Origin of the sequence: Polynucleobacter sp. MWH-HuK1 (genome assembly GCF_018881815.1) — a bacterium.
Classification (GTDB): Bacteria; Pseudomonadota; Gammaproteobacteria; order Burkholderiales; family Burkholderiaceae; genus Polynucleobacter.
Map to the genome: position 1 here is coordinate 252040 of NZ_JACVPP010000001.1, position 25728 is coordinate 277767.

General features: G+C 44.8%; 30 protein-coding genes and 1 tRNA gene. 5 read left to right on the forward strand and 26 right to left on the reverse strand.

All coding sequences use genetic code 11. The features are described 5' to 3' along the window. Positions 1-88 precede the first annotated feature (88 nt). The 6 genes from ICE93_RS01240 to petA form a co-directional block, all read right to left on the reverse strand. Positions 89-164 (reverse strand) — tRNA-Thr (locus tag ICE93_RS01240). Between the two features lie 18 nt (positions 165-182). Then, complete coding sequence (locus ICE93_RS01245) at positions 183-590, reverse strand: ClpXP protease specificity-enhancing factor (RefSeq protein WP_216184739.1); 408 nt, start codon at positions 588-590, stop codon at positions 183-185. Positions 591-619: 29 nt separating this feature from the next. Continuing rightward, positions 620-1231: a glutathione S-transferase N-terminal domain-containing protein gene (locus ICE93_RS01250; protein ID WP_068320223.1), complete on the reverse strand. Its 612-nt coding sequence runs from the start codon at positions 1229-1231 to the stop codon at positions 620-622. A gap of 94 nt (positions 1232-1325) precedes the next feature. Next, complete coding sequence (locus ICE93_RS01255) at positions 1326-2099, reverse strand: cytochrome c1 (protein ID WP_370624579.1); 774 nt, start codon at positions 2097-2099, stop codon at positions 1326-1328. A gap of 31 nt (positions 2100-2130) precedes the next feature. After that, positions 2131-3531 (reverse strand): cytochrome bc complex cytochrome b subunit, encoded by a 1401-nt coding sequence (locus ICE93_RS01260; protein ID WP_216184742.1) that lies wholly within the window; start codon positions 3529-3531, stop codon positions 2131-2133. Between the two features lie 10 nt (positions 3532-3541). Further along, positions 3542-4144, reverse strand: a complete 603-nt coding sequence (gene petA / locus ICE93_RS01265; RefSeq protein WP_216184745.1) for a ubiquinol-cytochrome c reductase iron-sulfur subunit — start codon at positions 4142-4144, stop codon at positions 3542-3544. 137 nt (positions 4145-4281) lie between these two features. Here petA and mscL point away from each other — a divergent pair, with 137 nt between their 5' ends. The 3 genes from mscL to ICE93_RS01280 are packed head-to-tail and all read left to right on the forward strand — an operon-like array spanning position 4282 to position 8143. Next, positions 4282-4704 carry a large conductance mechanosensitive channel protein MscL gene (gene mscL / locus ICE93_RS01270; protein WP_216184747.1) on the forward strand — a complete coding sequence of 141 codons (423 nt, stop codon included), beginning with the start codon at positions 4282-4284 and terminating at the stop codon, positions 4702-4704. Position 4705: 1 nt separating this feature from the next. Further along, positions 4706-6943, forward strand: a complete 2238-nt coding sequence (locus tag ICE93_RS01275; protein ID WP_216184749.1) for a tetratricopeptide repeat protein — start codon at positions 4706-4708, stop codon at positions 6941-6943. A 12-nt stretch (positions 6944-6955) separates the two neighbouring features. Further along, a complete protein-coding gene (locus tag ICE93_RS01280) occupies positions 6956-8143 on the forward strand; it encodes a Do family serine endopeptidase (RefSeq protein ID WP_216184753.1) in 1188 nt (395 codons plus the stop codon). A 33-nt stretch (positions 8144-8176) separates the two neighbouring features. Here the strand turns inward: ICE93_RS01280 and ICE93_RS01285 are convergent, their stop codons facing one another. The 5 genes from ICE93_RS01285 to ICE93_RS01305 form a co-directional block, all read right to left on the reverse strand. Next, complete coding sequence (locus tag ICE93_RS01285; protein WP_216184756.1) at positions 8177-8911, reverse strand: amino acid ABC transporter ATP-binding protein; 735 nt, start codon at positions 8909-8911, stop codon at positions 8177-8179. A 24-nt stretch (positions 8912-8935) separates the two neighbouring features. Beyond that, a complete protein-coding gene (locus ICE93_RS01290) occupies positions 8936-9604 on the reverse strand; it encodes an amino acid ABC transporter permease (RefSeq protein ID WP_216184759.1) in 669 nt (222 codons plus the stop codon). Then, complete coding sequence (locus ICE93_RS01295) at positions 9605-10396, reverse strand: amino acid ABC transporter permease (protein ID WP_216184762.1); 792 nt, start codon at positions 10394-10396, stop codon at positions 9605-9607. 3 nt (positions 10397-10399) lie between these two features. Then, the gene (locus ICE93_RS01300) at positions 10400-11308 is read right to left on the reverse strand and encodes an amino acid ABC transporter substrate-binding protein (RefSeq protein WP_216184763.1); all 909 of its coding nucleotides are present in this window, start codon (positions 11306-11308) and stop codon (positions 10400-10402) included. Between the two features lie 136 nt (positions 11309-11444). Beyond that, positions 11445-12734 (reverse strand): porin, encoded by a 1290-nt coding sequence (locus ICE93_RS01305; RefSeq protein ID WP_216184766.1) that lies wholly within the window; start codon positions 12732-12734, stop codon positions 11445-11447. Positions 12735-12942: 208 nt separating this feature from the next. On the opposite strand from ICE93_RS01305, the gene ICE93_RS01310 reads away from it, so the two are divergent. Further along, positions 12943-14406 carry a tetratricopeptide repeat protein gene (locus ICE93_RS01310; RefSeq protein WP_216184769.1) on the forward strand — a complete coding sequence of 488 codons (1464 nt, stop codon included), beginning with the start codon at positions 12943-12945 and terminating at the stop codon, positions 14404-14406. Here ICE93_RS01310 and tatC read toward each other — a convergent pair. The 10 genes from tatC to hisB are packed head-to-tail and all read right to left on the reverse strand — an operon-like array spanning position 14403 to position 20114. Further along, positions 14403-15185: a twin-arginine translocase subunit TatC gene (tatC, locus tag ICE93_RS01315; RefSeq protein WP_216184772.1), complete on the reverse strand. Its 783-nt coding sequence runs from the start codon at positions 15183-15185 to the stop codon at positions 14403-14405. The genes ICE93_RS01310 and tatC overlap by 4 nt on opposite strands. Positions 15186-15224: 39 nt before the next feature. Continuing rightward, the gene (gene tatB / locus ICE93_RS01320) at positions 15225-15701 is read right to left on the reverse strand and encodes a Sec-independent protein translocase protein TatB (protein ID WP_216184775.1); all 477 of its coding nucleotides are present in this window, start codon (positions 15699-15701) and stop codon (positions 15225-15227) included. 48 nt (positions 15702-15749) lie between these two features. Continuing rightward, positions 15750-15971, reverse strand: coding sequence for a Sec-independent protein translocase subunit TatA (tatA, locus tag ICE93_RS01325; protein ID WP_114689154.1), 222 nt, complete (start codon positions 15969-15971; stop codon positions 15750-15752). A gap of 16 nt (positions 15972-15987) precedes the next feature. Then, on the reverse strand, positions 15988-16344 hold the full coding sequence (locus ICE93_RS01330; RefSeq protein ID WP_216184778.1) for a histidine triad nucleotide-binding protein: 357 nt from the start codon (positions 16342-16344) through the stop codon (positions 15988-15990). Positions 16345-16368: 24 nt separating this feature from the next. Next, positions 16369-16770 carry a phosphoribosyl-ATP diphosphatase gene (locus ICE93_RS01335; protein ID WP_216184781.1) on the reverse strand — a complete coding sequence of 134 codons (402 nt, stop codon included), beginning with the start codon at positions 16768-16770 and terminating at the stop codon, positions 16369-16371. Between the two features lie 37 nt (positions 16771-16807). Next, positions 16808-17230, reverse strand: a complete 423-nt coding sequence (gene hisI, locus ICE93_RS01340; protein ID WP_216184784.1) for a phosphoribosyl-AMP cyclohydrolase — start codon at positions 17228-17230, stop codon at positions 16808-16810. Between the two features lie 52 nt (positions 17231-17282). Further along, entirely contained in the window at positions 17283-18041 is a 759-nt protein-coding gene (hisF, locus tag ICE93_RS01345) for an imidazole glycerol phosphate synthase subunit HisF (RefSeq protein ID WP_216184788.1), read from the reverse strand. Continuing rightward, on the reverse strand, positions 18041-18802 hold the full coding sequence (hisA, locus tag ICE93_RS01350) for a 1-(5-phosphoribosyl)-5-[(5-phosphoribosylamino)methylideneamino]imidazole-4-carboxamide isomerase (protein ID WP_216184790.1): 762 nt from the start codon (positions 18800-18802) through the stop codon (positions 18041-18043). Before hisA ends, hisF begins: the two co-directional genes overlap by 1 nt. An 18-nt stretch (positions 18803-18820) precedes the next feature. Continuing rightward, positions 18821-19477: an imidazole glycerol phosphate synthase subunit HisH gene (gene hisH, locus ICE93_RS01355; RefSeq protein WP_216184794.1), complete on the reverse strand. Its 657-nt coding sequence runs from the start codon at positions 19475-19477 to the stop codon at positions 18821-18823. A gap of 49 nt (positions 19478-19526) precedes the next feature. Continuing rightward, positions 19527-20114, reverse strand: coding sequence for an imidazoleglycerol-phosphate dehydratase HisB (hisB, locus tag ICE93_RS01360; RefSeq protein ID WP_216184796.1), 588 nt, complete (start codon positions 20112-20114; stop codon positions 19527-19529). A 116-nt stretch (positions 20115-20230) separates the two neighbouring features. On the opposite strand from hisB, the gene hisC reads away from it, so the two are divergent. After that, positions 20231-21298: a histidinol-phosphate transaminase gene (gene hisC / locus ICE93_RS01365; protein ID WP_216184799.1), complete on the forward strand. Its 1068-nt coding sequence runs from the start codon at positions 20231-20233 to the stop codon at positions 21296-21298. 35 nt (positions 21299-21333) lie between these two features. Here the strand turns inward: hisC and hisD are convergent, their stop codons facing one another. Genes hisD through ICE93_RS01390 form a run of 5 tightly spaced genes read right to left on the reverse strand, consistent with a single transcriptional unit; the run spans position 21334 to position 25724 of the window. Continuing rightward, positions 21334-22656: a histidinol dehydrogenase gene (gene hisD, locus ICE93_RS01370; RefSeq protein WP_216184802.1), complete on the reverse strand. Its 1323-nt coding sequence runs from the start codon at positions 22654-22656 to the stop codon at positions 21334-21336. Positions 22657-22682: 26 nt separating this feature from the next. Beyond that, positions 22683-23309 carry an ATP phosphoribosyltransferase gene (gene hisG / locus ICE93_RS01375; RefSeq protein ID WP_216184805.1) on the reverse strand — a complete coding sequence of 209 codons (627 nt, stop codon included), beginning with the start codon at positions 23307-23309 and terminating at the stop codon, positions 22683-22685. Positions 23310-23329: 20 nt separating this feature from the next. Beyond that, on the reverse strand, positions 23330-24604 hold the full coding sequence (gene murA, locus ICE93_RS01380; protein ID WP_216184808.1) for a UDP-N-acetylglucosamine 1-carboxyvinyltransferase: 1275 nt from the start codon (positions 24602-24604) through the stop codon (positions 23330-23332). 50 nt (positions 24605-24654) lie between these two features. Further along, positions 24655-24903, reverse strand: a complete 249-nt coding sequence (locus ICE93_RS01385; RefSeq protein WP_068320176.1) for a BolA family protein — start codon at positions 24901-24903, stop codon at positions 24655-24657. 32 nt (positions 24904-24935) lie between these two features. Next, the gene (locus ICE93_RS01390) at positions 24936-25724 is read right to left on the reverse strand and encodes an ABC transporter permease (RefSeq protein ID WP_216184811.1); all 789 of its coding nucleotides are present in this window, start codon (positions 25722-25724) and stop codon (positions 24936-24938) included. Positions 25725-25728 lie beyond the last annotated feature (4 nt).

Sequence of the window (25728 nt, forward strand, 5' to 3'; positions counted from 1 at the left end):
ACCCAAAATATGTTTTCAGGATACCCCGTAAAAAACACCCCAGAATAGAAAAAGGATTTACAGGTTAACCTGTAAATCCTTTTGAATTTGGTGCCCCTTGTCCGACTCGAACAGACCACCTACTGATTACAAATCAGTTGCTCTACCAGATGAGCTAAAGGGGCAACAGCTGATATTTTAGCCTATTTCACAATCTTCAAGCTAGGTCTGCTTGTTTTGGGTTTTTCAGGGCTCTGATCAGCCGAATCCGCAAGATGTAAATCTCGCGCCTGAGCTGGATCAAATGGGAAAGACATACCCTGCCCATTCTCCCTGGCGTAGATTGCCAAGACATGACTAACGGGGACCAAGATCTTCCGTGGAACCCCACCAAATCGAGCCTGGAAACTAATCCAGTCATTTTCCATCTGCAGCTGATGGCAGGCCTCCAAGGAGAGATTGAGAACAATCTCATCATTCTTCACAAACTCCATGGGCACCTCCACCCTAGCATCTACAAATACAGCAATGAAAGGTGTAAAACCAAAATCCGTGCACCACTGATGTAGGGCACGGATTAGATAGGGTTTGTTGCTTGGGACGTCAGACATACTGACAATTGATGAACCGCTGGAACTGCTTAGCGGCGCATCACCTTCTCGGAAGGAGTCAAAGCTTCAATGTATGCGGGTCTGCTGAAAATACGCTCAGCGTATTTCAGGAGAGCCGCAGCATTGCGGGAAAGGTCAATCCCATAGTGCTCAAGGCGCCACAACAATGGAGCAATCGCAACATCAAGCATTGAAAACTCATCACCCAGCATGTACTTATTTTTTACAAAAATAGGCGCAAGTTGAGTCAAACGATCACGGATCGCTAGACGCGCTTTTTCATGAACCTTCTCAGCAGCTTTACCTTTTTCATTTTCCAAGGCAGCAACGTGAACAAACAACTCTTTCTCAAAATTAAAGAGGAAGAGGCGTGCCCGTGCGCGTGCTACTGGATCAGGCGGCATCAATTGCGGATGAGGGAAACGCTCATCAATATATTCATTGATGATGTTTGATTCATACAAAATTAAGTCGCGCTCAACCAAGATAGGAACTTGGCCATATGGGTTCATTACAGAGATGTCTTCTGGCTTATTAAACAAGTCAACATCGCGGATTTCAAAATCCATGCCTTTTTCAAAAAGCACCAAACGGCAGCGTTGCGAGAATGGGCAGTTAGTACCCGAGTACAACACCATCATAAATTTATTTCCTTAAATTTCTACTTCAATACAACAAACGCACAACAGCGTTAAATCTTGTCGCTAATAGACCCCGAAGGGTCTATCAATTCAATTAATGAATATCTTTCCAGTAAGCTTTGTTCAAGCGCCAAGCCAAGATTGTGAAGATTGCCAAGAACAACAGCACGATGACGCCAAGACGTTTGCGCTCTAACTGAACTGGCTCAGCCATCCATGACATGAAAGCAACCAAGTCGGCAATATTGTCGTCATACTCTTGTGACTTCATAGTGCCAGGCGTTAACTGCTCAAAGCCTACAAATACTTTCTCCATTCTGCTTGGGTCATGAGGATCTTTACGCTCCTCAAACTTCGCAGCACGCTCACCTTGCAACTGCCAGAGCACGTGGGGCATACCAACACTTGGATATACCAAGTTATTCCAGCCGGTTTGTGTAGTGTCGTCTTTATAGAAAGTACGGAAGTAGGTATAAAGCCAATCATTACCACGAGCACGAGCCTCAACCGATAAATCCGGTGGGTTCTTACCAAAGAAAGCTTTACCCTCTTTTGGCGTCATAGAAATGGTCATCAAATCACCCACTTTGGCATCAGTCAAAATGAGGTTGTCTTTGATCTGTTGATCGGTCAAGCCGATATCGCGCAAGCGGTTGTAACGCATGCTAGAAGCTGCGTGACAGTTCAAGCAATAGTTCACAAAAATCTTTGCGCCATTTTGCAACGAGGCATTGCTACTTACGCGATCGGGGGCTTTATCTAAAGGAAAGCCACCTTCATTTGCATTGGCATTCACACCAAAGCCGAGGGCCGCAACCAATACTGTTGCTTGGCAGACGCCCATCAAAGTTTGCAGAATTCGTTTCATACTAGTTCCTAGTTTCTCTTTGGTGTCTAAATTAATGGGACTTAAAAGTAACGCGTGTTGGAACTTGCTTGAATGTGCCAAGCTTGCTCCAGAACGGCATTGCCAAGAAGAAGCCCAGATAATAAATAGTGCATACCTGAGAAATCTTTTCAAATACTGGTGATGGTGGCTCAATACCTAAGTAACCCAAGATAATGAAGCTCACAACGAACACGCCATAAATATATTTATGGAACTGTGGACGGTAGCGAATGGATTTCACTGGTGATTTATCAAGCCAAGGCAAGAAGAACATGATCACAACAGAACCGCCCATGATCACAACACCCCAGAACTTCGCATCAAACATATAGAAGCCGGCAGCCAAAACTACTGCAATTGCTGCACACACGCCCTTCACTTTTTTATCACTTGAGCTCTTAGCAAACATTCCCAAAATGACTACTAAGAAGATCCACAAAGGCAATAAGAAGTTAGTGGTTGTTGCACGCAACATAGAGTAGAACGGCGTGAAATACCAAACCGGCGCGATGTGCGGAGGCGTTTGCAATGGATTTGCAGGAATGAAGTTGTTTGCCTCGAGGAAGTATCCGCCCATCTCTGGAGCAAAGAACACAATGCAAGCAAAAATCATCAAGAACACGCCAAGACCAAACACGTCGTGAACAGTGTAATAAGGATGGAAAGGAATGCCATCAACAGGATGACCATTCGCATCCAAATTCTCTTTAATCTCAACTCCGTCTGGGTTATTTGAGCCAACTTCATGCAAAGCAATGATGTGAGCAGCAACCAAACCAATCAATACCAATGGAATTGCAATCACATGGAATGCAAAGAAGCGGTTGAGGGTTGCATCACCAACAACATAGTCACCACGCAACCATAAAGATAGGTCTGGACCAATGAATGGGATTGCGGAGAACAAGTTCACAATCACTTGTGCACCCCAATAGGACATTTGACCCCATGGGAGCAAGTAACCGAAGAACGCCTCGCCCATCAAACACAAGAAAATTGCGCATCCGAAAACCCAGATCAACTCACGTGGCTTGCGATATGAACCGTAGATCAATCCACGGAACATGTGCAAATACACAACCACGAAGAACATAGATGCGCCAGTTGAATGCATGTAGCGAATCAACCAGCCCCATGGCACTTCGCGCATGATGTACTCAACTGACTCGAAAGCCTTGGCAGCATCAGGCTTGTAGTTCATCACCAAGAAAATACCGGTAATGATCTGCAAAGCCAAAACCACAATTGCTAGGGAACCAAAAAAGTACCAAAAATTGAGGTTTTTTGGAGCGTAATACTCTGTTAAATGGGCTTTAATCGATGATGTAAGCGGGAAACGGGAATCAACCCAAGCAAGGACCTTCTGCGCAACCGGAGCGTCTGCTGGGACTTCTTTTTCGTGAAATGCCATTTATCTCTCCTTAGGCCTTCTTATCTTCGCCAATCAGAATCTTGGTGTCGCTTAAATACATATGCGGCGGCACCTCCATATTGTCTGGGGCTGGTTTGTTTTTAAATACTCGGCCTGCCATATCGAAAGTAGAGCCGTGGCATGGGCAAAGGAAACCACCTGGCCAGTTATTTGGCAAGGAAGGTTGAGCACCTGATTCAAATTTAGCCGTAGGAGAGCAACCCAAGTGAGTGCAAATACCAACCACTACGAGGTACTCTGGCTTAATAGAGCGCCACTGGTTTTGAGCATAAGGAGGTGTAAATTGAGCTGGATCACGCAATGAATCTGGATCAGCTAATTCGCCATCAATCTTGGACAACTCAGCAACTTGCTCAGGGGTACGACGTACCACCCAAACAGGCTTACCACGCCATTCAACCATTCTCATCTCGTCCGGCTGCATACCAGCGATATCGATTTCAACAGCAGCACCGGCGGCTTTAGCACGCTCGGAAGGCTCAAAACTGTCTACAAAAGGGTAAAGGGCTGCGGCTGCACCTACGCCTCCAACCGCCGATGTGGCGATCAGCCAGTTGCGGCGATCCTTGTCCATACAGGGCTTGTCACTCATTTACAAAATTCCTAAAAAGGGTATTTATGGGTGGAAATTGCTTAAAGGTAGGATTTTAAAGTAAAAAGTGGGGTAAGCAAGAAAGTTATGGGGTTAATCTCGGGTTAATCGGGATCTAAGTTAAAAGGAAGGCATTTATGAGCGTTTTAAAGGAATTTCGGGACTTTGCCGTTAAGGGCAATGTGATCGATTTGGCAGTTGGCGTCATTATTGGCGGGGCTTTTGGGAAAATCGTTGATTCCTTGGTAAATGACATCGTTATGCCCGTTATCTCGACTCTTTTAGGGGGTCATATCGACTTTACGAACCTTTTTCTTGTTCTTGGCCACATCCCAGAGGGCGTTCCTAGAACTTTTGACGCCCTCAAAAAGGCCGGCGTGCCAATCTTTGCCTATGGCAATTTTATTACCATTTCAATCAATTTCATTCTTTTGGCCTTTGTTATCTTCCAAATGGTCAAGGTGGTCAATAAGGTTCGCTTGATGGATGCACCCCCTCCCCCGCCCGTTCCAGAAGATATAGTTTTGCTTCGCGAGATTCGTGACAGCCTTAAAAAATAATTTGTCCCAAAACATTTCCCAAGAGACACGAGAGCAGGCTCAGATCATTTTTCAAAATGGTTTGAGTTTGCTTCAGCAAGGAAAGTCTGACGAAGCGGATCAGTTTTTTTCTGAAGCACATAAGCTAGATCCAAATAATGTTGATACATTAAATCTTTTAGGCATTCGCGCTTATCAGAAACAAGATCACAAAAGTGCAATTGATTTTTTGGGTCGAGCAAATTTAATTGCACCTCATTCTGCCCAAACACTCAGCAATTTAGGTTTAGTCCACAACGCACTTTTTGAATATGTCGAAGCATTGCCATACCTTACTTTGGCAATTGACTGCGATCCTAATATTCCAGAGACCCATAACAATTATGGCAATACCTTACGAGGCCTGGGGAAAATTGATGAAGCAAATAAAGCTTATGAAAGAGCGATTGCCCTAAGACCAAACTACGCGGAAGCCCTGAGTAATCAAGGTGTTCTCTTACTAGAAGCGGGAAAGGCTGACAAGGCAATTTCCTTGCTTGAACGGGCAATTAAGGCGAATCCTCATTTGGCAACTGCATACAATAATTTAGGTAATGCGTTCACTCAAATTGAATATTACGAAGATGCATTTCAATGCTTTGAAAGAGCGCTGCAAATCAACCCGAGCTATCTCGATGCATGTCTGAATTTTGGTAATAGTCTAAAAAAATGTAAGCAATATGAAGCGGCAATCGATTGCTATCAACATGCTTTAAAAATAGATTCAAATCATGCAAAAACATTTTATTTTTTGGGAGAGGTCTATTACGATCTCGGCGACTGTGATTTAGCAAAAACTTACTATGCTAAGTCTTTAGAATTACATCCAAGAGAACTAGAGGCTCATGTCGCACTCTCTATTGCACAAATTCCTAAAGTAGCAAAGAGTATTCAAGAATTTAGTGATTCCAGAATTGCATTTGCTCAGCAACTCCAATTTGTTCAAGCCCTTCCTCAGCAAAAAATTGACTTGGCCTTGAGCGAAAAATTAATTGCGCGACACCCTTTTTATATTGCCTACCAAGACCTCAATAACGAGGCCCTTCTATCTCACTTTGGGAAGATTTGCGCCGATTTAGCCAAGTCAATTCAAGAAAAATTGAATGTAAGGCACAACCCTACAAAAACAAACGCCAAAATCAGGGTGGGTATTGTTAGCAGCTTTATTTGCGACCACCCCGTCTGGCACGCCATTACCAAGGGGTGGGTAAGTCAGCTAGATGCATCGCAATTTGAACTTTATATCTTAAATACCAACGGAATAGAGGACAAAGAGACTGAGCTAGCTAAATCGACGGCCGTGAGCTATGCAAACTGCGGCACTGCAGTCATGAAAGCAGCTCAAACCATTGTGGATCTCCATCTTGATGTCATTCTTTATCCTGAGATTGGCATGGATACTGTCAGCAAGGCTTTGGCATGCTTACGACTTGCCCCTGTTCAGACTGCCAGTTGGGGACATCCAGAAACAACCGGCCTACCAACAATCGACTTCTATTTGTCAGCCCAACTAATGGAGCCCCTAGAAGCAAGCCACCTTTACAGTGAAAAGCTGGTTCGTCTACCGAATTTAGGAACCTACTTTGAGAACACTTCGATTCAAGTGGTGGCCCCTGATTTAAGTGCCCTTGGGATTGATTCTCAATCTCCAATATTGTTATGTGCTGGCTCGCCATCTAAATACAACCCAAACCATGATCAAGTATTGGTACAAATTGCACAAAAGCTTGGGGCCTGTCAGTTTGTCTTTTTTAACTTCAGTGAGAATCTCACCGCAATCTTAAAAGAGCGTCTGATAGAAGGCTTCAAGAAAGCTAATCTCGATGCCAATCAATTTCTACGCTTCATTCCCTTCCTTAAAAAGGAAGAGTTTCATGGCTTAATGCAGGCGTCTGATCTCTATCTCGACACCATAGGCTTTTCGGGATTCAATACCGCCATGCAAGCACTAGCTTCGAACCTGCCTATCGTCGCCTTTGCAGGCCCACAGATGCGTGGCCGCCTGGCCAGCTCAATTTTAAGTAGGATGGGTCTTAAGGAATTGGTTTGTAATTCAGAGTCAGAATATATTGACCTAGTGGTTGGGCTACTCCAAAACCGAGAGTCGCTAAACTCCGTTAAGATGAAAATTAATCAGTCCAAAGATGTTTTATTTAATGATCTAGAGCCCATTAGGGAATTAGAAAAATTTCTAATCGAGCAAGTTCAAAAAAATAACTAAGACAGACCCTTCATGAACTCATCCCTCAATAAATATTGGCTTCTATTTGCACAAACTGTCACCATCATGTTGGCAGCATTATTTATTGTGGCAACTTTAAAGCCAGAGTGGTTATCGGATTCAAGAATGCATTCTTTGGTTGATACGGTTTCCTTAAAAGAAAGTGGCTACGACGGACAACTCAGCCCCGGCTCATATCATGAAGCCGTCAAGCGTTCAATGCCTGCCGTAGTTAATATCTTCACTAGCAAAACCTCCAACAAGCCAAGGGCTCGCAAAGGTGCCAATCCAAATTCTGCAGATCCTTTATTTAAGTTCTTCTTTGGAGATCAGCCACCAGAAGAAGAGCCTAGTTCAAGCCTAGGTTCTGGTGTGATAGTGAGCCCAGAAGGTTACATCCTTACCAATCATCATGTTATTAGCGACGCCGATGAAATAGATGTCGCTTTATCAGATGGCAGAAAAGTGAAAGCCCAAGTGATTGGCAGTGACCCAGAAACGGATATTGCCGTATTAAAAATAGAAGTAAAACAATTACCTACTCCTATTACGCTTGGCAAAGTTGAATCAGTGCATGTTGGTGATGTCGTGCTTGCTATCGGCAACCCATTTGGGGTTGGTCAAACTGTGACCTCCGGCATTGTTTCTGCACTTGGTCGAGATCATGTGGGTATCAACACTTTTGAAAACTTTATTCAAACCGATGCGGCAATCAACCCCGGAAATTCCGGGGGCGCATTAATTGATACGCGCGGGAATCTCATTGGCATCAACACAGCGATTTACTCCAATAATGGCGGCTCCATGGGCATTGGTTTTGCCATCCCCATAAATCTAGCCAAGCAGGTTATGGAATCCATCCTGAGCAATGGCAGCGTTACCAGGGGATGGATTGGGGTTGAGCCACAAAACCTCTCCAAAGAGCTCTTAGAGTCACTGGGCTTACCTACTAGCACTCAGGGTGTATTGCTCTCAGGAGTCCTGGAAGGGGGTCCTGCGGCGAAGGGTGGAGTCAAACCAGGAGACGTACTCATTACCGTCAACGGTAATCCCACCAAAGACGTAAGGCAGCTTTTAAATCAAATTGCACAAATTGCTCCTGGCAATGAAGCGAAGCTCAAAATTCTTCGCAAAGATAAAGAGCTTGAGTTAACAGTGCAAACTGGTAAACGGCCTAAACCCAAAAAGATGATGCAGTAAAAGCTAGCTATATCTGCGGTGAGGACTATGAACTTAGCCAACCAAAATTTTGGATAAGAACTCTTTGGCTCTTGGTGAGCGCGATTCTGGACTAGCAAAAAAATCCTCTTTGCTGCAATCCTCAACAATGCGTCCTTGATCCATGAAAATCACGCGATGACTCACCTTTTTAGCAAAGCCCATCTCGTGAGTAACGCAACACATGGTCATACCCTCATTTGCCAACTTCACCATCACATCCAACACTTCACCGACCATCTCGGGATCTAGCGCAGAGGTTGGCTCATCAAACAACATCACAATGGGATCCATACTTAAAGCTCTAGCAATCGCAACACGCTGTTGCTGGCCACCAGATAACTGCCCTGGAAACTTATCTTTCTGTGCCAATAAACCAACCCGCTCTAAGTACTTCAGGCCATGTCTATTAGCCTCATCAGCAGAGCGCCCCAACACCTTTATCTGTGCCAGGGTCAAGTTCTCCGTAACACTCAAGTGTGGGAAAAGCTCAAAGTGCTGAAACACCATACCCACACGAGCACGGAGCTGGGGTAGATTCGTTTTCGGATCATGAATATGCACCCCATCAACCACAATCTCGCCTTTTTGAAACGGCTCTAAAGCATTGATGGTTTTAATCAGAGTGGATTTTCCTGAGCCTGAAGGCCCACAAATAACTACCACCTCACCCTTCTGGATGGAAGTGCTGCAATCACTTAGCACCTGAAAAGATCCATACCACTTAGATACATTGCGAAGTTCAATCATGATTTTTTAATGACTCAGAAGTGTTTAGTGGATGATGGCAACTTTAGCTTGAATCTTACGAACAGCTTTTGAAAGTGAGAAGCAAATAACAAAATAAGTAATAGCAGCCAAGATATAGGTCTCAATGGGCCGGCCATAATTTTTACCGGCGATTTCAAAGCCCTTCAGCAAGTCGTACGCTCCGATTGCGTAAACGAGCGAAGTATCTTGAAACAAAATAATCGTTTGCGTCATGAATACTGGAATCATGTTTCTAAATGCTTGTGGCAACACAATGAATCGCATATTTTGACCATAGGTCATACCCAAGGCTTCTGCCGCATAAGCTTGACCTCTTGGTACCGACTGAATTCCAGCTCGCACAATCTCAGAAAAAAACGCAGCCTCAAATGCGATGAACGTAATAGTTGCTGAGAGATCTGCGCCTATAGGGCGACCAATCAATATCGGAATCAATAAAAAGAACCATAGAATCACCATCACCAGCGGAATTGAACGCATCGTATTGACATAAAACGTAGCGGGATAAACCAAGGCAGACTTACCCGATAAACGCATTAAGGCCAAGATGGTGCCGACAACAATTCCACCAATAGTAGCAATCATCGTTAACTGAACGCTGAAGAGCAAGCCCTTCAGAATATAGTTTGTAAACAACTCCCAGTTATAGAAGCTCAGGTCGAGTTCAAACATTTAGTGCACCGCCCCAACTTCGCTTTTCTGAGTAATGAAACCTGGAATGTGCGATCTTTTTTCGATCAGAGCCATTACACGATTTACTGCAAATGCCGAAGAGGCATACAGCAAAGTAACAACTAAATAGATTTCGACTCCATGCGAAGTTTCCTCTTGAGCCTGCATTGCAAATAAAGTGAGCTCTGGCACTGAAACTGCGAATGCAACCGATGAATTTTTAATAAGATTCATGCTCTCAGAAGTCAACGGCGGGATCACAATGCGCAAGGCCATAGGCAAAATGACGTAGCGATAACTTTGCGTGGTTGTTAAGCCCAAAGCAGTTGCAGCCATACGTTGGCCACTTGGCAAGGCCTGAATACCTGCTCTAACTTGTTCAGCAATTCGTGCTGAAGTAAAAAAACCTAGCCCAATACTAACTAACCAATAAGACGGTAGGGCTTTCAAGGGCAAAACAAATGCAGGGATGACGTGATACCAGAGAAAGACCTGAACCAAAATCGGAATATTACGGAAAAGCTCCACCCAAGCAGTAGAAAAGCCCGCTAGGCATTTATTGAGGGCACCGCCTTCTGGCAATGTTCGCAGTGTTCCCATAAGGGCACCTAGAAGCAGCGCAATTGCAAGGCCTAGCCCCGCTACAGCCAAAGTCCAACCCCAAGCTTTTACGAGCCAATCGAGATAACTAGGATCTGCGTTCTGGTCCAGACCAAATATCGAGGAGATGCAGTGGTCAACTACATCTCCGTCTAAGGTGCTCTTACAAAAAACACCTAAATCTAAAGCCATAAATTATTTCTTTTGATAATCTTCTGCGGGCTTGTCATTCAAATTAGCCCAAGCATTTTTTGTCGCAGGAGATAGTTCGAGTCCGACCACAATATTTTTTGGCGGAATAGGAGACAAAAACCACTTATTCCAGAGCTTGGGCATATTCCCATTCTTCACAATCTTAGCAATTGCTTCATTCACGGCAGCTTTAAATTCAGGATCATCTTTTCGAACCATGATGGCAATTGGTTCCGTACTCAAAACCTCGCCAACAATCTTGTAATCCTTTGGATTCTTAGAGTTGGCAATATTGCCAGCCAAGATAGAACCATCCATCACAAAAGCATCGGCACGGCCAGACTCTAGAAGCAAAAAGCTGTCTGCATGATCTTTTCCAAATACTTCATCGAAGTTCACGCCATTGGCTTTTTCATGTTTACGTAATAACTGCACTGATGTCGTACCGGTAGTAGTTGCCACTTTTTTGCCGGCCAGCTGAGAAATAGAATTAATGCCGGAGTTTGCCTTCACAGCAATCCGCACCTCTTCCACATACAAGGTATTAGCGAAACCAACATCTTTTGCACGTGCAGTATTATTGGTAGTGGTACCGCATTCAATATCAATAGTGCCGTTTTGCACCAAAGGGACACGATTTTGAGAAGTCACGGGCTGATAGTTGATACGAAGCGCGCTTAAACCAAGCTTGTCCTTAATGTCACCCAAAATCATGCGGCAAATCTCAACGTGATAACCGTCAAAGCGACTATCTCTAGTGGTGTATGACATTGGAATGGATGATTCACGCACACCCATAGTGATGGCGCCAGAGGATTTAATTTTATCTAGTGTCGGTGAGGCTGCATATACGACTTGCACACCGAGCAAGCCAATAAAAAGCACGGAAAAACGTATCAATGAGGTTTTCATTCAAAGCTCCTATTAATCCAAGAATATCGCTTCATTCTACGATCAATTGAACCTAAGAAGAAAAAACCCGCTGTGTTTCCACAGCGGGTTAATTTAATGCCTAACTAATTCTTAACTAGCTGACGCTAGCAAACAATTAGAAAGTGTGACGTACGCCAACTGCATACTGGTTTTGGCTGGAACTAACTGTATTTGTCATACCACCAGATGTAGCTGCTGGAATAGTACCAGTGGAAGTTACAGTCTGACCGTAGATAGCGTACAAGTTTGTGCGCTTGCTAAGGTAGTAATTAGAGCCCAACTGCCAACCGTTGAAGTTAACTGTAGGCTGGCTAGCATCACCAAATGTCGTGTAACGACCCAAACCAGCAGATGCCCAAGCTTCAACTGTTGGAGTGATATAGCTACGAACACCGATCTGCTCTGCAGAACGCTTCATATAGTAACCAGAGTTGATAGTAGATGTAGCTTTACGAGTTACATATTGTGCATAGGCCTTCAAAATACCGAAGTCATAAGTTGCACCAACATAACCTTGGTTATCTTGAACGTTTTGTGCAGTAGCGTTAACTACGCTACTTGTTTGCACAGCAACCGCTGCTGCTGTTGCACCTGCAGGCTGAGCGTTAGTCCAAAGCGTTGTGTTGTCACCGTTCGCGCTAGTTAATTGCTTCAATGCCTGGTATGCACCAGTGATATAGAACTTGTTGTAGCTGTAATCAACCGCTAAGCCCCAACCGCTAGCATTTAACGAGCCACCAGAAGTAGCTGTAGAAGACAAAGTCTCTGTGCTGTTCTTGTTGTTTAAAGTATAGATACCGCTTGCTGAGAAGCCTGCAAACTTATCAGTCTTAAAGCTCAAAGTGTTTGCAGTACGGTTTGTAAAACCAAGGCCGTTTGTACCTGCGCCAGCACTAGCAATACCACGTGAGCTTACATAAACAACGTTACCAGTAACGTTGTTGAACTGACCAACGTCAGTTGCAGCTGCAGCATTAAAGACCGGAGTGTATTGCAAACCAGCAGCAGCTTGTCCGATACCATTTTTCTTCAAACCAACAAAAGTTTGACGGTTAAGCAATCCGCCTGAGTTAGTTGCAGACTGGTTACCTGAAAGATATTGATCTTGTGGGTAGAGTTCAAATTCAGCTGTAAAGAAAGCTGAAGAACCGCTACCTAAATCTTCAGTACCCTTGAAGCCCAAACGTGAAGTTTGTTGCGCACCGTTACCAGCAAAACCACTAACGGTTTGCTTAGAAACGCCAGCGTTGTAACCAGCAGTATTTCCTTTAGAGGAATCAGAAACACGAGCAGTACCACCCACGTAACCAACGTCCAAAATACCATATACAGTCACGCTTGACTGAGCTTGAGCAGCAGATGCAAATGCACCGATAGCTGCAACTGCTAATAGCGATTTTTTCATTCTTTAAATCTCCAAAAATTAAAAGTAATGCCCAAATAAAACTGGGACCTATGAATTTTGCTTCTTTTGCACAATAAGACTGGGGGTCGGGGTATTTAGGAGCTCTTTTTGCTTGTCAAAAGGTAGTTTTTTGGCTTTCTTCGTTGTATCTCGGCAACAAGACCCCTCTTTTCTATCTTTTATGGACTCTAGATGCCAAAATTGTCATATGGCAAGCCGCGAATTCTTAAAAATCCTTAATGCAGCCCGTTTAGGTGATGTTTCTGCGCAACAAAATCTGGCTCAAGCCTACTTCACCGGCGCATTTAAAACTCCCATTCAGCCCTCTAATGCACTGATTTGGTTAGAGAAATCCTATTTTTCCATTAAAAATCAGAAACTTGAAGATCAAATCTCAAGTAGCGCTGAAATTTTCAAGGTTCTGAGCCAAGTAGCCAGCATCCCGCTAGTTGAAACCTTTAACTCGCCTGCTTTTGGCTTTGGGTGGGATTCATTTTGGAAGCTTGCTGAGGGCGCCGGAGATTTAGAGCAATCTTCTGCAGCCAAATGGCAACTCGTCAACTTATTGGTTAATCCACAACACAAAGAGATTCAACCTCAACTTTCAGATTGGCTTAAAAAATTTAGTGGAATGAGTTCGGTTGAAAGAATTTCAGGCTTAGATCTTGGTGGTCTTCAGAAAATTGCCAAACAGTATCTAACTGAATTAGCGGAGGGCAACTCTTCGGTTGCAGCGAATGCAAAAGAATTGCTGATCAAACTTCAACCCAAAAATGAAGCGCTTTCTTCTCTGTGGAAAGTTTGGCTTGATGAGCAAAATGAAGATGCCTTAACTCGAGCTGCAGAGCTTGGCTTAACAATTGCAAAACTTACTCTGGGTTTACGACTTGCGCAGCTCGATGACAGAGTAGAAATTGCTGAAACGAAATCTAATGCCTCTCTAAAAAAAGCAGCGCATTGGTTAGAGCTCGCTGCCAAAGATGGTGATCGAGATGCTTGGTATGCACTCGGTGAAATTTATCGTCGCCCACAATTTTCTGGATACAACGCTGCAGAAAGTGATCGTTGTTTTGATCGCGCAGCAGACCTTGGTCACGCACAAGCGCAACTTCGCAAAGGTGCCAATCTGTGGCGCAAGCGCGAAAAGAGTGACGAGAAAGTGCGCGGTCTCCAAGCCTCCTATTGGGTTTGGCAAGCACAACAACAAGGCGTATCAGAAGCAAAAGATTTACTAGGCAAAATTTTGGAGAGCTGTCCAAACCCCAAAAAGAATGAATGGTTTGAATTGGCGCAATACGCTGAGCAAGCGCTAAATCATCATGCTGAGCACAAACTTGATGAAGACTGGCTACTTCTTTGTCATCGCATCATCATTGCCAATCAGTTTAATTTCAGCAAAGCGGAGTTATTATTGTGCGAAGTTGGGCAACTACAACATGAACATTGTGTAGTAGTGGATATTCGCTGGGAGCTACCGAAGATATTGCCTAGACTGATTCAGATCGAAACCATTCAGCAACGCCGAGCTCTATTAGCAGCAGGGAAGGCGTTTGCCGGCTCTGAAATAGATCTTGAAGGTAATCTTCGTCAAAGACGATATCGCTTTGATAGAGTTACCGACTGGTTAAAGACGACCTTTGCCGATCAGGTCGTTGATGAAGAAGCCACTTAAGTCTCAGAACCCTCAGCCTTGACTTCATCTTCTGAAGGTTTTGGTACATAAAAGCGCGCAATCAAAAGTCCTAACTCGTAAAGAAGCGTCATTGGAACCGCTAGGAGTAATTGAGAGAGCACATCAGGCGGCGTCACAATTGCTGAGATCACAAAAGCGCCCACAATAACGTAGGGACGAATCTCTTTTAGTTTTGCTAAAGGCACCATACCCATACGCACCAAGACCACAACGACCACAGGCACTTCAAAGGTAATTCCAAATGCTAAAAAGGTTGTCATGGCAAAACTTAAATAGTTATCTATGTCAGTAGACATCTCCGCACCTAGAGGAGCGTTGTAACTTGCCATGAACTTAAACACAGTTGGAAAAACTAAAAAGTAAGCAAACGCCATACCAATAATGAACAGGGTATAACTACTCACCACCAAAGGCAGGATAAGCTTTCTTTCATGCAGATAGAGACCGGGCGCAATGAATGCCCACAGCTGATACATCACCACCGGTAATGCGATCAGAAATGCCACAAGCATAGTGACTTTCATCGGCACAAAAAATGAGCCTGTGACATCAGTCACAATCATCTTACCGCCAGCAGGCAAAGCTTCAAGCAAAGGCTGAGCGAACAAATGAAAAATATCAGGCGCCCAATAGACTAAAGAAACAAAAACAATAATGATTGCAATAGCTGATTTAATTACGCGATCACGCAATTCAAATAAGTGGGATAGAAATGTTTCTTGTAATCCCGGTTCTTCAGTTGAATTATTTTCAGTCATGCGTAAGTATTTTTATTCTTTTGCTTGTTACTATTATTTTTATTTACCAGCGCTATGGTGAAAACGCTTCATTCTGGCCGCGCCAGATTGCACACGGGTGCGAATACCCGCAGATCGCTTAAACCAAACCGGCCTTGCAGCACGGCGGACCCCCCAGCTATTGCGGCCCTGGCGTTTACTTTTACGAAGGACTTCTTTTTCATCTAGCGGTGGCTTTTCGAAGCTAGTCTCAAAGATATCCGCCTGATCACTTAAGTTGGCGCCTGCCTCTTGAACGGTGGAGCCGATGCTATTTTCTACTTCTTTGAGAGTGGCAGTAGTTTCTTCTCGAAACTTTTTAAACTCCTCTACTTCCATCTGACGGTTGACTTCAGATTTGACATCAGCCATGTAGCGTTGTGCGCGCCCAAATAAATTACCTGCCATGCGGGCAACTTTAGGTAAGCGCTCTGGCCCAACTACGACTAAAGCAACCACAGCAATTAGCGCAAGCTTTGAAACTCCGAGATCAATCATTTAACCAGTCGTTTAAAAGCTGCATAAGTATCTATCGCGCTTTAAATATTATTTATTTACGTCTTTTGCCTGAACATCAACAGTCTTTTCTGCTGCTGCAGAACTTTGTTGAATTTGCTCTTTAGGCTCTTCAGAGGTTTTCATACCATCTTTGAAGCCCTTAACAGCACCACCTAAATCTTGACCGATGTTGCGCAATTTTTTGGTACCAAATACCAACATCACAATTACCAAAACAATCAACCAATGCCAAATGCTAAATGAGCCCATCTTTAATCTCCTTGGATTATTTTTTCCAGGGGCGGGGACCGCCCATCACATGCAAGTGCAAGTGATAAACCTCCTGCCCACCATCTGCACCATTATTCACCATCAATCTAAAGCCACCATCCTTACCAGGACGACAACCCTGTTCTTTGGCAAGACGGGGCGCTAATTCCATCATTCTACCCAGCAAAGGGGCATCTACGCTTTCTGTGGCCTCCAACATGGGTATATGTTTTTTGGGAATCATCAGAAAATGAACGGGCGCTGCTGGATTAATATCTTTAAAAGCATATATTTCCTCATCCTCATAAACCTTATGGGAGGGGATTAAACCTTGTGAAATCTTGCAAAACAGGCAATTTGGATCGTGTGACATGCTGATTCCGTAGTTATTTCGTGATTACTCTTGGCCAGCAGCTTTTCTGGCAGCCTTCTCTTCAATGCCCGAAGTTCCCAGGCGACGATCAAGCTCGGCGATAACATCTTCTGGACGCAAGTTGAATTGAGATAGGGCAATTAAGCAATGAAACCATAAATCAGCGATCTCACCGACTAGCAACTTTTGCTGGTCGGGAGCCAAATTAGAGTTACGCGCATCTTTGGCGGCCATCACCGCTTCAGTTGCTTCCTCGCCAATCTTCTTCAAAATTCCGTCGTCACCCTTCGAAAAAAGCAAAGCGGTATAGGAAGTTTTAGGGTCCGCTTGACCCGCTTTAAACGCATCACGACGTTGATCAACCACATCAGCCAAATGGGCTAATCCTGAATCCAGATTAGAGGGTTTATTCGCGGAGCTAGTCATAGAATCATTTTATGTCTTTTATAAGAAGGTATTTGAATTACTTCTTACTTTTGGACTCATCAACCCAAGCAGATTTTGCAGAGTCCCACTGCAGGAAAAAGCAGCTATGCTCACCTGTATGACAAGCAATGCCATCTTTTTGCTCAACTAATAGCAAAATCGTGTCGCCATCACAATCCAAGCGGACTTCTTTTACCTTTTGCGTGTGGCCAGACTCTTCACCTTTGTGCCATAACTTCTGCCTTGAGCGTGTCCAGTAGACTGCCTCACCTAAACGCAATGTCTCCAGAAGGGCATCGCGGTTCATCCAAGCCATCATCAGTACATCGCCACTACCTACTTCTTGAGCGATGACCGGAACCAAACCTTGCTCGTTCCATGTCACAGCATCAAGCCATGAACCGGCTTGTAGATTTTGAACGGGTGTGAAAGTACTTTGGGTGCTTTGAGAATTGCTCATACCTAAACTTTACAGGCAATGGTTCAAACTTAGCAAAAAGTCTGACTTCGATTTAAATCCGAACCGGGATTCCTTGTGCGGCCATATATTCCTTTGCCTGGCCAACGGTGTACTCGCCGTAGTGAAAAATGCTAGCTGCCAATACGGCGTCAGCATGACCATTCGTAATGCCGTCGACTAAATGCTGCAAATTACCAACACCGCCAGAAGCAATCACCGGCACAGACACTGCGTCACTGACAGCAGCAGTTAAAGCCAAATCAAAACCATCCTTACTACCGTCACGGTTCATGCTGGTTAACAAGATTTCACCAGCACCGCGTTTAGCAACTTCTTTAGCCCACTCCACTACATCCATACCAGTAGCTGTTCTGCCACCATGGGTAAACACTTCCCAATTACCTGCCTCAGTTTGCTTGGCATCAATCGCCACCACAATACATTGAGAACCGTAATGCGCGGCTGCATCAGAAACTAAATCTGGATTAGCAACTGCGGAGGAATTCATGCTGACTTTATCTGCACCAGCGTTGAGCAAGCGTCGCACATCAGCAACCGCGCGCACGCCACCGCCAACTGTCAACGGAATAAACACCTGTGCAGCCACATCCTCAATGATATGCAAAATGAGATCACGCCCATCAGAAGTAGCAGTGATATCTAAGAAGGTTAACTCGTCTGCCCCTTGCGTGTCATAACGCTTAGCAATTTCCACAGGGTCTCCCGCATCCCGCAGACCAACAAAGTTCACACCTTTAACTACACGCCCCGCAGTAACATCGAGACAAGGAATAATACGCTTGGTTAACACTAGATAATTTTCTTTTTATATTTGAGTGTTAACTCATCAGCATATTTTTGTGCAGCAGCGAGATCGAGATCACCAGAGTAAATAGAGCGGCCAGCAATCACGCCCATCACACCCTCTTCCTCGGCCTTACAGAGTGCATCAATATCTTGATTATTCGATAAGCCGCCACTAGCGATTACCGGAATGCGAATAGCTTGGGCCAACTTCACAGTGGCATCAATGTTCACGCCTTTGAGCATGCCATCGCGCCCAATATCAGTATAGATAATGGCTTCAACACCCCAGTCTTCAAATTTCTTAGCGAGGTCAATCACTTCATGACCGGTGATTTTGCTCCAACCATCAGTAGCTACTTTGCCATCACGAGCATCTAAACCCACCATGACATGTCCAGGGAATGCCGTACAAGCATCTTGTACAAAACCAGGATTCTTCACTGCTGCAGTGCCAATAATGACAGTGCTGATTCCGTCATCCAATAAGCGCTCAATCGTTTCGAGATCACGAATACCGCCGCCCAACTGCACAGGGATCTCATTACCTACAGCCTTGAGAATGGATTTAATAGCAGACTCGTTTTTTAACTTGCCGGCAAATGCGCCATTGAGATCAACCAAATGCAAACGACGTGCACCTTTGCTAATCCAATGTGCCGCCATCGCGCCAGGGTCTTCAGAGAAAACCGTGGCTTTATCCATATCACCTTGTTCGAGTCGAACACAGTGGCCATCTTTTAGATCTATTGCGGGAATCAGCAGCATAGCAAATAGTAATAAATATTAAGGTTGCCAAGAAATAAAATTTTGATAAAGCTTTAATCCGTATTCTGCACTTTTTTCTGGATGAAATTGAGTTGCAAAAATATTATCTCGCGCCACTGCAGAAGTAAACCAATCGCCATATTCAGTAGAACCAGCAATATCTTCATTGCACTGCGGCACAACATAGTAACTATGGACGAAGTAAAAACTTGTTAAGTCCGGGATGCCAGACCAAAGTGGGTGTTTTTGATCTTGACGAACCTGGTTCCAACCCATATGCGGCACCTTAAAAGCGGATCCATCGGGCTGCTTCTTGCCAGCCAAATTAAAACGGCGCACCTCACCAGGAATCAAGCCCAAGCACGGTGTCCATTGCTCGGTGGCACGAACCTCTGCACTTCTATCAAATAGCATTTGCTCGCCAACGCAAACACCTAGGAGCGGTTTACTTTTAGACGCTTCTAGCAAGGCCTGTAATAAACCGGATTCTTGTAGGTGCTTCATACAATCTGGCATCGCGCCCTGACCTGGTAAAACTACACGATCAGCAACACGAATCTCTTCAGGCTGATGTGCAATCAGCACATTGTCATTGGGCGCGACATGATGAAATGCTTGATACACGGAACGGAGGTTGCCCATTCCATAATCAACGATCGCAATAGTTTGCGCCAAAATTTAGCCTATCTTTGCTGTTATCTAACGGGCAACTAGATGATCTAGATTAGAGGCTGCCTTTGGTTGAGGGAATAGAGCCAGATGCACGCGGATCTACTGCCAAGGCCATACGCAAAGCGCGACCAAAGGCTTTGAACACAGTTTCAATCTGATGGTGTGCATTAATGCCACGCAAGTTGTCGATGTGCAAAGTCACTCCAGCATGGTTCACAAAACCGCGGAAGAACTCAATACTGAGATCAACGTCAAAATCACCCACGCGAGCACGAGTAAATGGAACGTTGAATTCCAAATCAGGGCGTCCAGAGAAATCGATCACGACGCGAGACAAAGTCTCATCTAAAGGCACATAAGAGTGGCCATAACGGGTAATACCAGCCTTATCACCAACCGCTTTAGCAAAGGCTTGGCCCAAGGTAATTCCCACATCCTCAACAGTGTGGTGATCATCAATATGGGTATCACCATTCGCAACCACTTTGAGGTCAATCATGCCGTGACGGGCAATTTGATCCAACATATGGTCGAGAAAAGGAACTCCGGAGGCTAGGTCAGCCTTACCGGTACCATCTAAATTGATGGAAATCTGAATTTTGGTTTCCGAAGTGTTTCGGGTAACGTCGGCTTGCCGCATGCTTCATTGCGCCGCGAGGCGAAGTGTTGATTGAAGCCTCATAATATCATTCCTAGAAAAGATATAAATATCGACGTTGTAGCACTTTGATCCTGACTTTTGACCTGAGAACCCTCATGAGCCGTTTTTGGAGCCCTGTTGTTAATACCTTAACCCCATACGTTCCAGGGGAGCAACCGCAAATGCAGCGGCTGGTCAAACTCAACACCAATGAAAGCCCATATGGCCCATCGCCAAAGGCCCTTGCTGCCATTGAAGGTCAAAACACTGCGGATTTGCGCCTTTATCCCGATCCAGAAGGTGCAATCCTAAAACAAGCCATCGCTAAATTACATGGCCTAGACCCGAAACAAGTTTTTTTAGGCAATGGATCTGATGAAGTTTTAGCGCATGTCTTTGCCGGGCTTCTTAAACAAACTAAGCCAGTCAACTTTCCGGATATTACCTATAGCTTCTATCCTGTTTACTGCAAGCTTTTTGGAATTGAATATCAAACGATCCCGCTGGGTGCAAATTTTGAGATCAATCCTGCCGAGTTCAAAACACCCAATGGTGGGATTATTTTCCCCAACCCAAATGCTCCAACCGGCAGATCTATTGCCCGCTCTGAAATCGAAGCTTTGCTATTTCGCAATAAGGACTCTGTAGTAGTAATTGATGAAGCCTATGTCGATTACGGTACTGAATCCTGCATTCCATTGTTGCGTGGCAATACCTGTCCAGAAAATCTTCTAATTGTTCATACGCTTTCTAAATCGCGCGCCTTGGCCGGCCTGCGCGTTGGCTTTGCTGTTGGTCATCCCGACTTAATTGAAGGGCTAGAGCGAGTAAAAAATAGTTTTAACTCTTACCCACTAGGGCGCCTAGCTCAAGCTGGCGCTATTGCAGCCATTGAAGATCAAGCACATCTTGAAGAAACCTCAGCCAAGGTCATCCAAACTCGGACTAAGTTGGTTGAGCAGCTCAAAGCCTTGGGATTTGAAACGCTCCCTTCAACTGCGAACTTTATTTTTACCCGTCACCCACAGCATTCTGGAGCAAAGCTCTATCAAGCCTTGCGTGATCGAGGCATTATCGTGCGTCACTTTAAAACTGAGCGTATAGAGGAATTCTTGCGCATTACGATTGGCACGGATGAACAAAGTGGTGAGCTTGTAACCGCTTTGAAGGAAATACTAAGTTAAGTTATTTATTTAAGAAGCTTAGATTAATTTCGCACTTACTTTTTGAGGCGCATCTCGGCCGCACGCGCATGTGCCTGCAAGCCTTCACCGTGAGCCAAGGTACTTGCAACCTCACCCAAAGTTTGGGCGCCTGCCTCACTCACTTCAATCATGCTCGAGCGCTTGATAAAGTCATACACACCCAGTGGTGAAGAAAAGCGTGCGGTACGTGCTGTTGGCAATACGTGATTGGGTCCAGCACAATAATCACCCAGTGATTCACTGGTGTAGTTGCCCATGAATATGGCACCTGCATGACGAATTTTATCTGCCCACTCACGTGGATCAGCAGCACAAATCTCTAAATGCTCAGCAGCGATAGCATTAGCAATCTCACAAGCCTCTGCCATATCTTTAACTTGAATCAACAGGGCTCGATTTGTTAGCGATGCTTCAATTACTTTTGCTCTTGGCATTTCTGGCAAAAGCTTATTAATACTTGCTTGCACTTGCTCAATATATGCGGCGTCCGGACACAACAAGATCGATTGGGCTTGCTCATCATGTTCAGCCTGTGAGAACAAATCCATGGCAACCCAATCAGGGTTAGTAGATCCATCACAAAGAACCAAAATCTCTGAAGGGCCGGCGATCATATCGATACCGACAATGCCAAATACTCGGCGCTTAGCTGCAGCTACATAAGCATTACCAGGTCCAACAATTTTGTCGACTGATGGAATGGTTTTTGTTCCATAAGCCAAAGCGCCAACCGCCTGGGCACCGCCAATCGTAAAGACACGATCAACACCTGCAAGGTAGGCTGCCGCCAAAACCAATGGATTGCGTGCTCCATCCGGTGTAGGCACCACCATAATGACTTCAGCAACACCTGCTACTTTTGCGGGAATGGCATTCATCAACACTGAAGATGGATAAGCAGCTTTACCGCCTGGCACATAAATTCCCACTCGATCTAGAGGAGTCACTTTTTGACCTAAACGTGTGCCATCTTTCTCTTCATATTCCCAAGAGTGGCAACCAGCCTCAATCTTTTGCTGCTCGTGATATGCACGTACTCTTTGCGCAGCAATATCCAGAGCATTTTTTTGTTCTGTAGATAAAGATTGGTAGGCTTGCTCTAAATCTTCACGCGCAATCTCTAATTCGGAAACACTTGCAACATTCAAACGATCGAATTGTTTTGTAAAACCAATAACCGCTTCATCGCCCTTGTCTTTAACTGCTGCCAGAATCTTCACTACAGCTGCATCTATAGCCTCGTCATCAGCACTAGGCAAAGAAAGACTCGACAACAGAATTTCTCTGAAGCCTACATCTTTGCTAGTAAGGCGCTTGACGCTGATGTTTGAAGACATGGATAGGACTTATTGTTGGTCGCTAACTACTTCAACAGCTCAAAAATAGGCTGCAGCTGGGTACGCTTACGCTTATACGAAGCTTGGTTTACTACCAAACGAGCGCTGATATCGGCGATAGGCTCAACCTCAACTAAACCATTTGCTTTTAGGGTGTTGCCAGTAGAAACTAAATCCACGATAGCGTCAGCCAACCCTACCAATGGAGCAAGCTCCATTGAGCCATAGAGATGAATCGTATCGATGTGTACACCTTTATTAGCAAAGTGTTCGCGCGCGCAGTTGACATACTTCGTTGCCACTTTTAAACGCGAGCCCTGCTTCACCGCTCCAGCGTAATCAAAACCTTCGCGTACAGCAACAGACATTCGACACTTAGCAATACCTAAGTCATAAGGTACATACAAACCATCAGTGCCTTTTTCCATCAAGACGTCCAAACCAGCAACACCAAAATCAGCACCGCCAAATTGCACATATGTTGGGACGTCAGACGCACGGACGATGATTAATCGAACATTTGCATTACTTGTCTCAATAATGAGTTTGCGAGACTTCTCGGGATCTTCCAGCGGCACAATGCCGACCTTGGACAAGATCTCAGCAGTTTCCTCAAAGATGCGCCCCTTTGAGAGAGCTAAAGTCAATTTCATGAACTAATTATCCATCAGCCTTACTTGACGCGCTCAATCTTGGCGCCCAAGAGGGTTAACTTCTGCTCCATACGGTCATAGCCACGATCTAAGTGGTAAATACGGTCCACCTGGGTTTCGCCCTGAGCTGCTAGTCCAGCGATTACTAAGCTAGCGGAAGCCCGCAGGTCAGTTGCCATCACGATTGCGCCGGAGAGCTTTTCCACCCCCTGAGCAATTGCGGTATTTCCTTCAATAGCAATATCAGCACCCAAACGATTGAGCTCTTGCACGTGCATAAAGCGGTTTTCAAAAATCGTTTCGGTAATCATTGAGCTACCGGTCGCGATAGCATTCACCGTCATCAACTGCGCCTGCATATCTGTTGGAAAGGCGGGATATTCAGAGGTACGAAAATTCACTGCTTTCGGGCGACCCTGCATCGATGCCTTAATCCAATCTGGACCAACCTCCATCTGCAGACCAGCTTCTTTTAGTTTAACAATCACGGCATCCAAAGTATCTGGACGGCAGTGTTTAACAGTAATCTCCCCACCAGTTGCAGCAACCGCACACAAGAATGTTCCAGCTTCAATACGATCCGGAATCACCGAATGTTCTGCGCCATGTAATTTTTCAACGCCTTCAATTACCAAACGATCGCTACCAATGCCCGAAATCTTGGCGCCCATCTTCACCAGCAATTCAGCTAAGTCACCAACCTCAGGTTCACGGGCAGCATTCTCTAATACCGTGGTTCCCGATGCCAAAGTAGCTGCCATCAACAAATTTTCAGTACCGGTCACGGTAATCATGTCCGTCAAGATCGAGGCACCCTTCAATCGATCAGATTGAGGCTTCGTTTCAGCTTGAATGTAACCACTCTTGATTTTGATGCTGGCGCCCATTGCCTTCAAGCCTTTGATGTGCTGGTCCACCGGACGTGCACCAATAGCGCAGCCCCCAGGCAAAGACACCTTAGCGCTATGCATTCTGGCTAAGAGCGGTCCAAGTACCAAAATGGAAGCACGCATCGTCTTCACCATCTCGTAGGTGGCTTCGGAGCTTTTGATGACTGCCGCACTCAACACCATATGACTACGATCACTAGCATTTGGGAAATCTACTGTGACGCCAATCTCTTGCAAAAGCTTAAGCATGGTTCGTACATCCTGTAAGTCAGGAACATTACGCAAAACCACTGGTTGATCAGTCAATAGACAAGCGCAAAGAATTGGCAACGCGGCATTTTTAGCGCCAGCAATGACTACCTCACCTTTGAGAGCAGTTCCGCCAACCATTCGTAATTTATCCATGAAACGATTCCAGTAAAAACCTAGTAATTAATATGTATTGAAGTTAATTCTTACGCTGCTGAATTCTGAGCAAATTCTTCAGGTGTAAACGCCTTAATTGATAAAGCATGTACTTCTGCCTTCATACGATCGCCCATGGCACCATAAACTAATTGATGACGCTGCACTAAGCGCTTGCCCTCAAACTCAGGACTCACAATAGTTGCAAAAAAATGTTGTCCATCACCCTCAACCTGTATATGGGTACATTGAATACCTTGCTTGATATAACCTTCAATCTGTTCAGGGGTGGGCAGCATTTATTCTCCTAATGAAACCAGGGTATTGACAATTAGTAACGGAGCTTATAGCCCTTTTGGAGTAAGCGCAATGCAATGGCTGACACCACTACAAAGAAACAAAACACAATCGCTAAACTACTCCAAGGGGAGTTATCAGAAACCCCAAAAAATCCGTAGCGGAACCCGTCAATCATGTAAAAGAAAGGGTTGAAATGTGAAACCACCTGCCACGCTGGCGGTAAAGAATGAATGGAATAGAAAACACCAGACAACATCGTAGCCGGCATGATGATGAAATTCTGAAAAGCAGCCAATTGATCGTATTTATCAGCCCAGATACCAGCGATCAAACCGAGACTTCCTAATATTGCTGCACCTAAAAATGCAAACACCAAAATCCACAGTGGATATTCCAGTGCCGGGAATGCAAAGTAAGCGGTAATGATTAAGACGCCTAGACCAACCACAATACCCCTGAAGACTGCAGCCAAGATATAAGCTGCATAGAACTCAAAATGGCTCAAAGGGGCAAGCAAAACAAAAACTAGGTTCCCTGTGACTTTAGATTGAATCAGGGAAGAGGATGTGTTGGCAAAAGCGTTTTGCAAAACGCTCATCATGACTAGCCCCGGAATCAGAAAGGCTGTGTAACTAAGGCGACCATAAATTTCTTTACCTTCAAGCACATGTCCGAAGATCATCAGGTACAGCACTGCCGTCAGAACTGGTGCAGCAATTGTCTGAAATGCAACCTTATAGAAACGCTTTACTTCCTTAAACAGCAAAGTCGGAAAACCACTGCCGTATTCCAAAGCCGGTCTATTGATCCCATGCTTCATAAAG

Bases quoted from the DNA above. Each gene is read 5' to 3' on its own strand.
- ICE93_RS01245 (WP_216184739.1), bottom strand. From the start codon at position 590: ATGTCTGACGTCCCAAGCAACAAACCCTATCTAATCCGTGCCCTACAT.
- ICE93_RS01250 (WP_068320223.1), bottom strand. From the start codon at position 1,231: ATGATGGTGTTGTACTCGGGTACTAACTGCCCATTCTCGCAACGCTGC.
- ICE93_RS01255 (WP_370624579.1), bottom strand. From the start codon at position 2,099: ATGAAACGAATTCTGCAAACTTTGATGGGCGTCTGCCAAGCAACAGTA.
- ICE93_RS01260 (WP_216184742.1), bottom strand. From the start codon at position 3,531: ATGGCATTTCACGAAAAAGAAGTCCCAGCAGACGCTCCGGTTGCGCAG.
- petA (WP_216184745.1), bottom strand. From the start codon at position 4,144: ATGAGTGACAAGCCCTGTATGGACAAGGATCGCCGCAACTGGCTGATC.
- mscL (WP_216184747.1), top strand. From the start codon at position 4,282: ATGAGCGTTTTAAAGGAATTTCGGGACTTTGCCGTTAAGGGCAATGTG.
- ICE93_RS01280 (WP_216184753.1), top strand. From the start codon at position 6,956: ATGAACTCATCCCTCAATAAATATTGGCTTCTATTTGCACAAACTGTC.
- ICE93_RS01285 (WP_216184756.1), bottom strand. From the start codon at position 8,911: ATGATTGAACTTCGCAATGTATCTAAGTGGTATGGATCTTTTCAGGTG.
- ICE93_RS01290 (WP_216184759.1), bottom strand. From the start codon at position 9,604: ATGTTTGAACTCGACCTGAGCTTCTATAACTGGGAGTTGTTTACAAAC.
- ICE93_RS01295 (WP_216184762.1), bottom strand. From the start codon at position 10,396: ATGGCTTTAGATTTAGGTGTTTTTTGTAAGAGCACCTTAGACGGAGAT.
- ICE93_RS01300 (WP_216184763.1), bottom strand. From the start codon at position 11,308: ATGAAAACCTCATTGATACGTTTTTCCGTGCTTTTTATTGGCTTGCTC.
- ICE93_RS01305 (WP_216184766.1), bottom strand. From the start codon at position 12,734: ATGAAAAAATCGCTATTAGCAGTTGCAGCTATCGGTGCATTTGCATCT.
- ICE93_RS01310 (WP_216184769.1), top strand. From the start codon at position 12,943: ATGGCAAGCCGCGAATTCTTAAAAATCCTTAATGCAGCCCGTTTAGGT.
- tatC (WP_216184772.1), bottom strand. From the start codon at position 15,185: ATGACTGAAAATAATTCAACTGAAGAACCGGGATTACAAGAAACATTT.
- tatB (WP_216184775.1), bottom strand. From the start codon at position 15,701: ATGATTGATCTCGGAGTTTCAAAGCTTGCGCTAATTGCTGTGGTTGCT.
- tatA (WP_114689154.1), bottom strand. From the start codon at position 15,971: ATGGGCTCATTTAGCATTTGGCATTGGTTGATTGTTTTGGTAATTGTG.
- ICE93_RS01330 (WP_216184778.1), bottom strand. From the start codon at position 16,344: ATGTCACACGATCCAAATTGCCTGTTTTGCAAGATTTCACAAGGTTTA.
- ICE93_RS01335 (WP_216184781.1), bottom strand. From the start codon at position 16,770: ATGACTAGCTCCGCGAATAAACCCTCTAATCTGGATTCAGGATTAGCC.
- hisI (WP_216184784.1), bottom strand. From the start codon at position 17,230: ATGAGCAATTCTCAAAGCACCCAAAGTACTTTCACACCCGTTCAAAAT.
- hisA (WP_216184790.1), bottom strand. From the start codon at position 18,802: ATGCTGCTGATTCCCGCAATAGATCTAAAAGATGGCCACTGTGTTCGA.
- hisB (WP_216184796.1), bottom strand. From the start codon at position 20,114: ATGCGGCAAGCCGACGTTACCCGAAACACTTCGGAAACCAAAATTCAG.
- hisC (WP_216184799.1), top strand. From the start codon at position 20,231: ATGAGCCGTTTTTGGAGCCCTGTTGTTAATACCTTAACCCCATACGTT.
- hisD (WP_216184802.1), bottom strand. From the start codon at position 22,656: ATGTCTTCAAACATCAGCGTCAAGCGCCTTACTAGCAAAGATGTAGGC.
- hisG (WP_216184805.1), bottom strand. From the start codon at position 23,309: ATGAAATTGACTTTAGCTCTCTCAAAGGGGCGCATCTTTGAGGAAACT.
- murA (WP_216184808.1), bottom strand. From the start codon at position 24,604: ATGGATAAATTACGAATGGTTGGCGGAACTGCTCTCAAAGGTGAGGTA.
- ICE93_RS01385 (WP_068320176.1), bottom strand. From the start codon at position 24,903: ATGCTGCCCACCCCTGAACAGATTGAAGGTTATATCAAGCAAGGTATT.
- ICE93_RS01390 (WP_216184811.1), bottom strand. From the start codon at position 25,724: ATGAAGCATGGGATCAATAGACCGGCTTTGGAATACGGCAGTGGTTTT.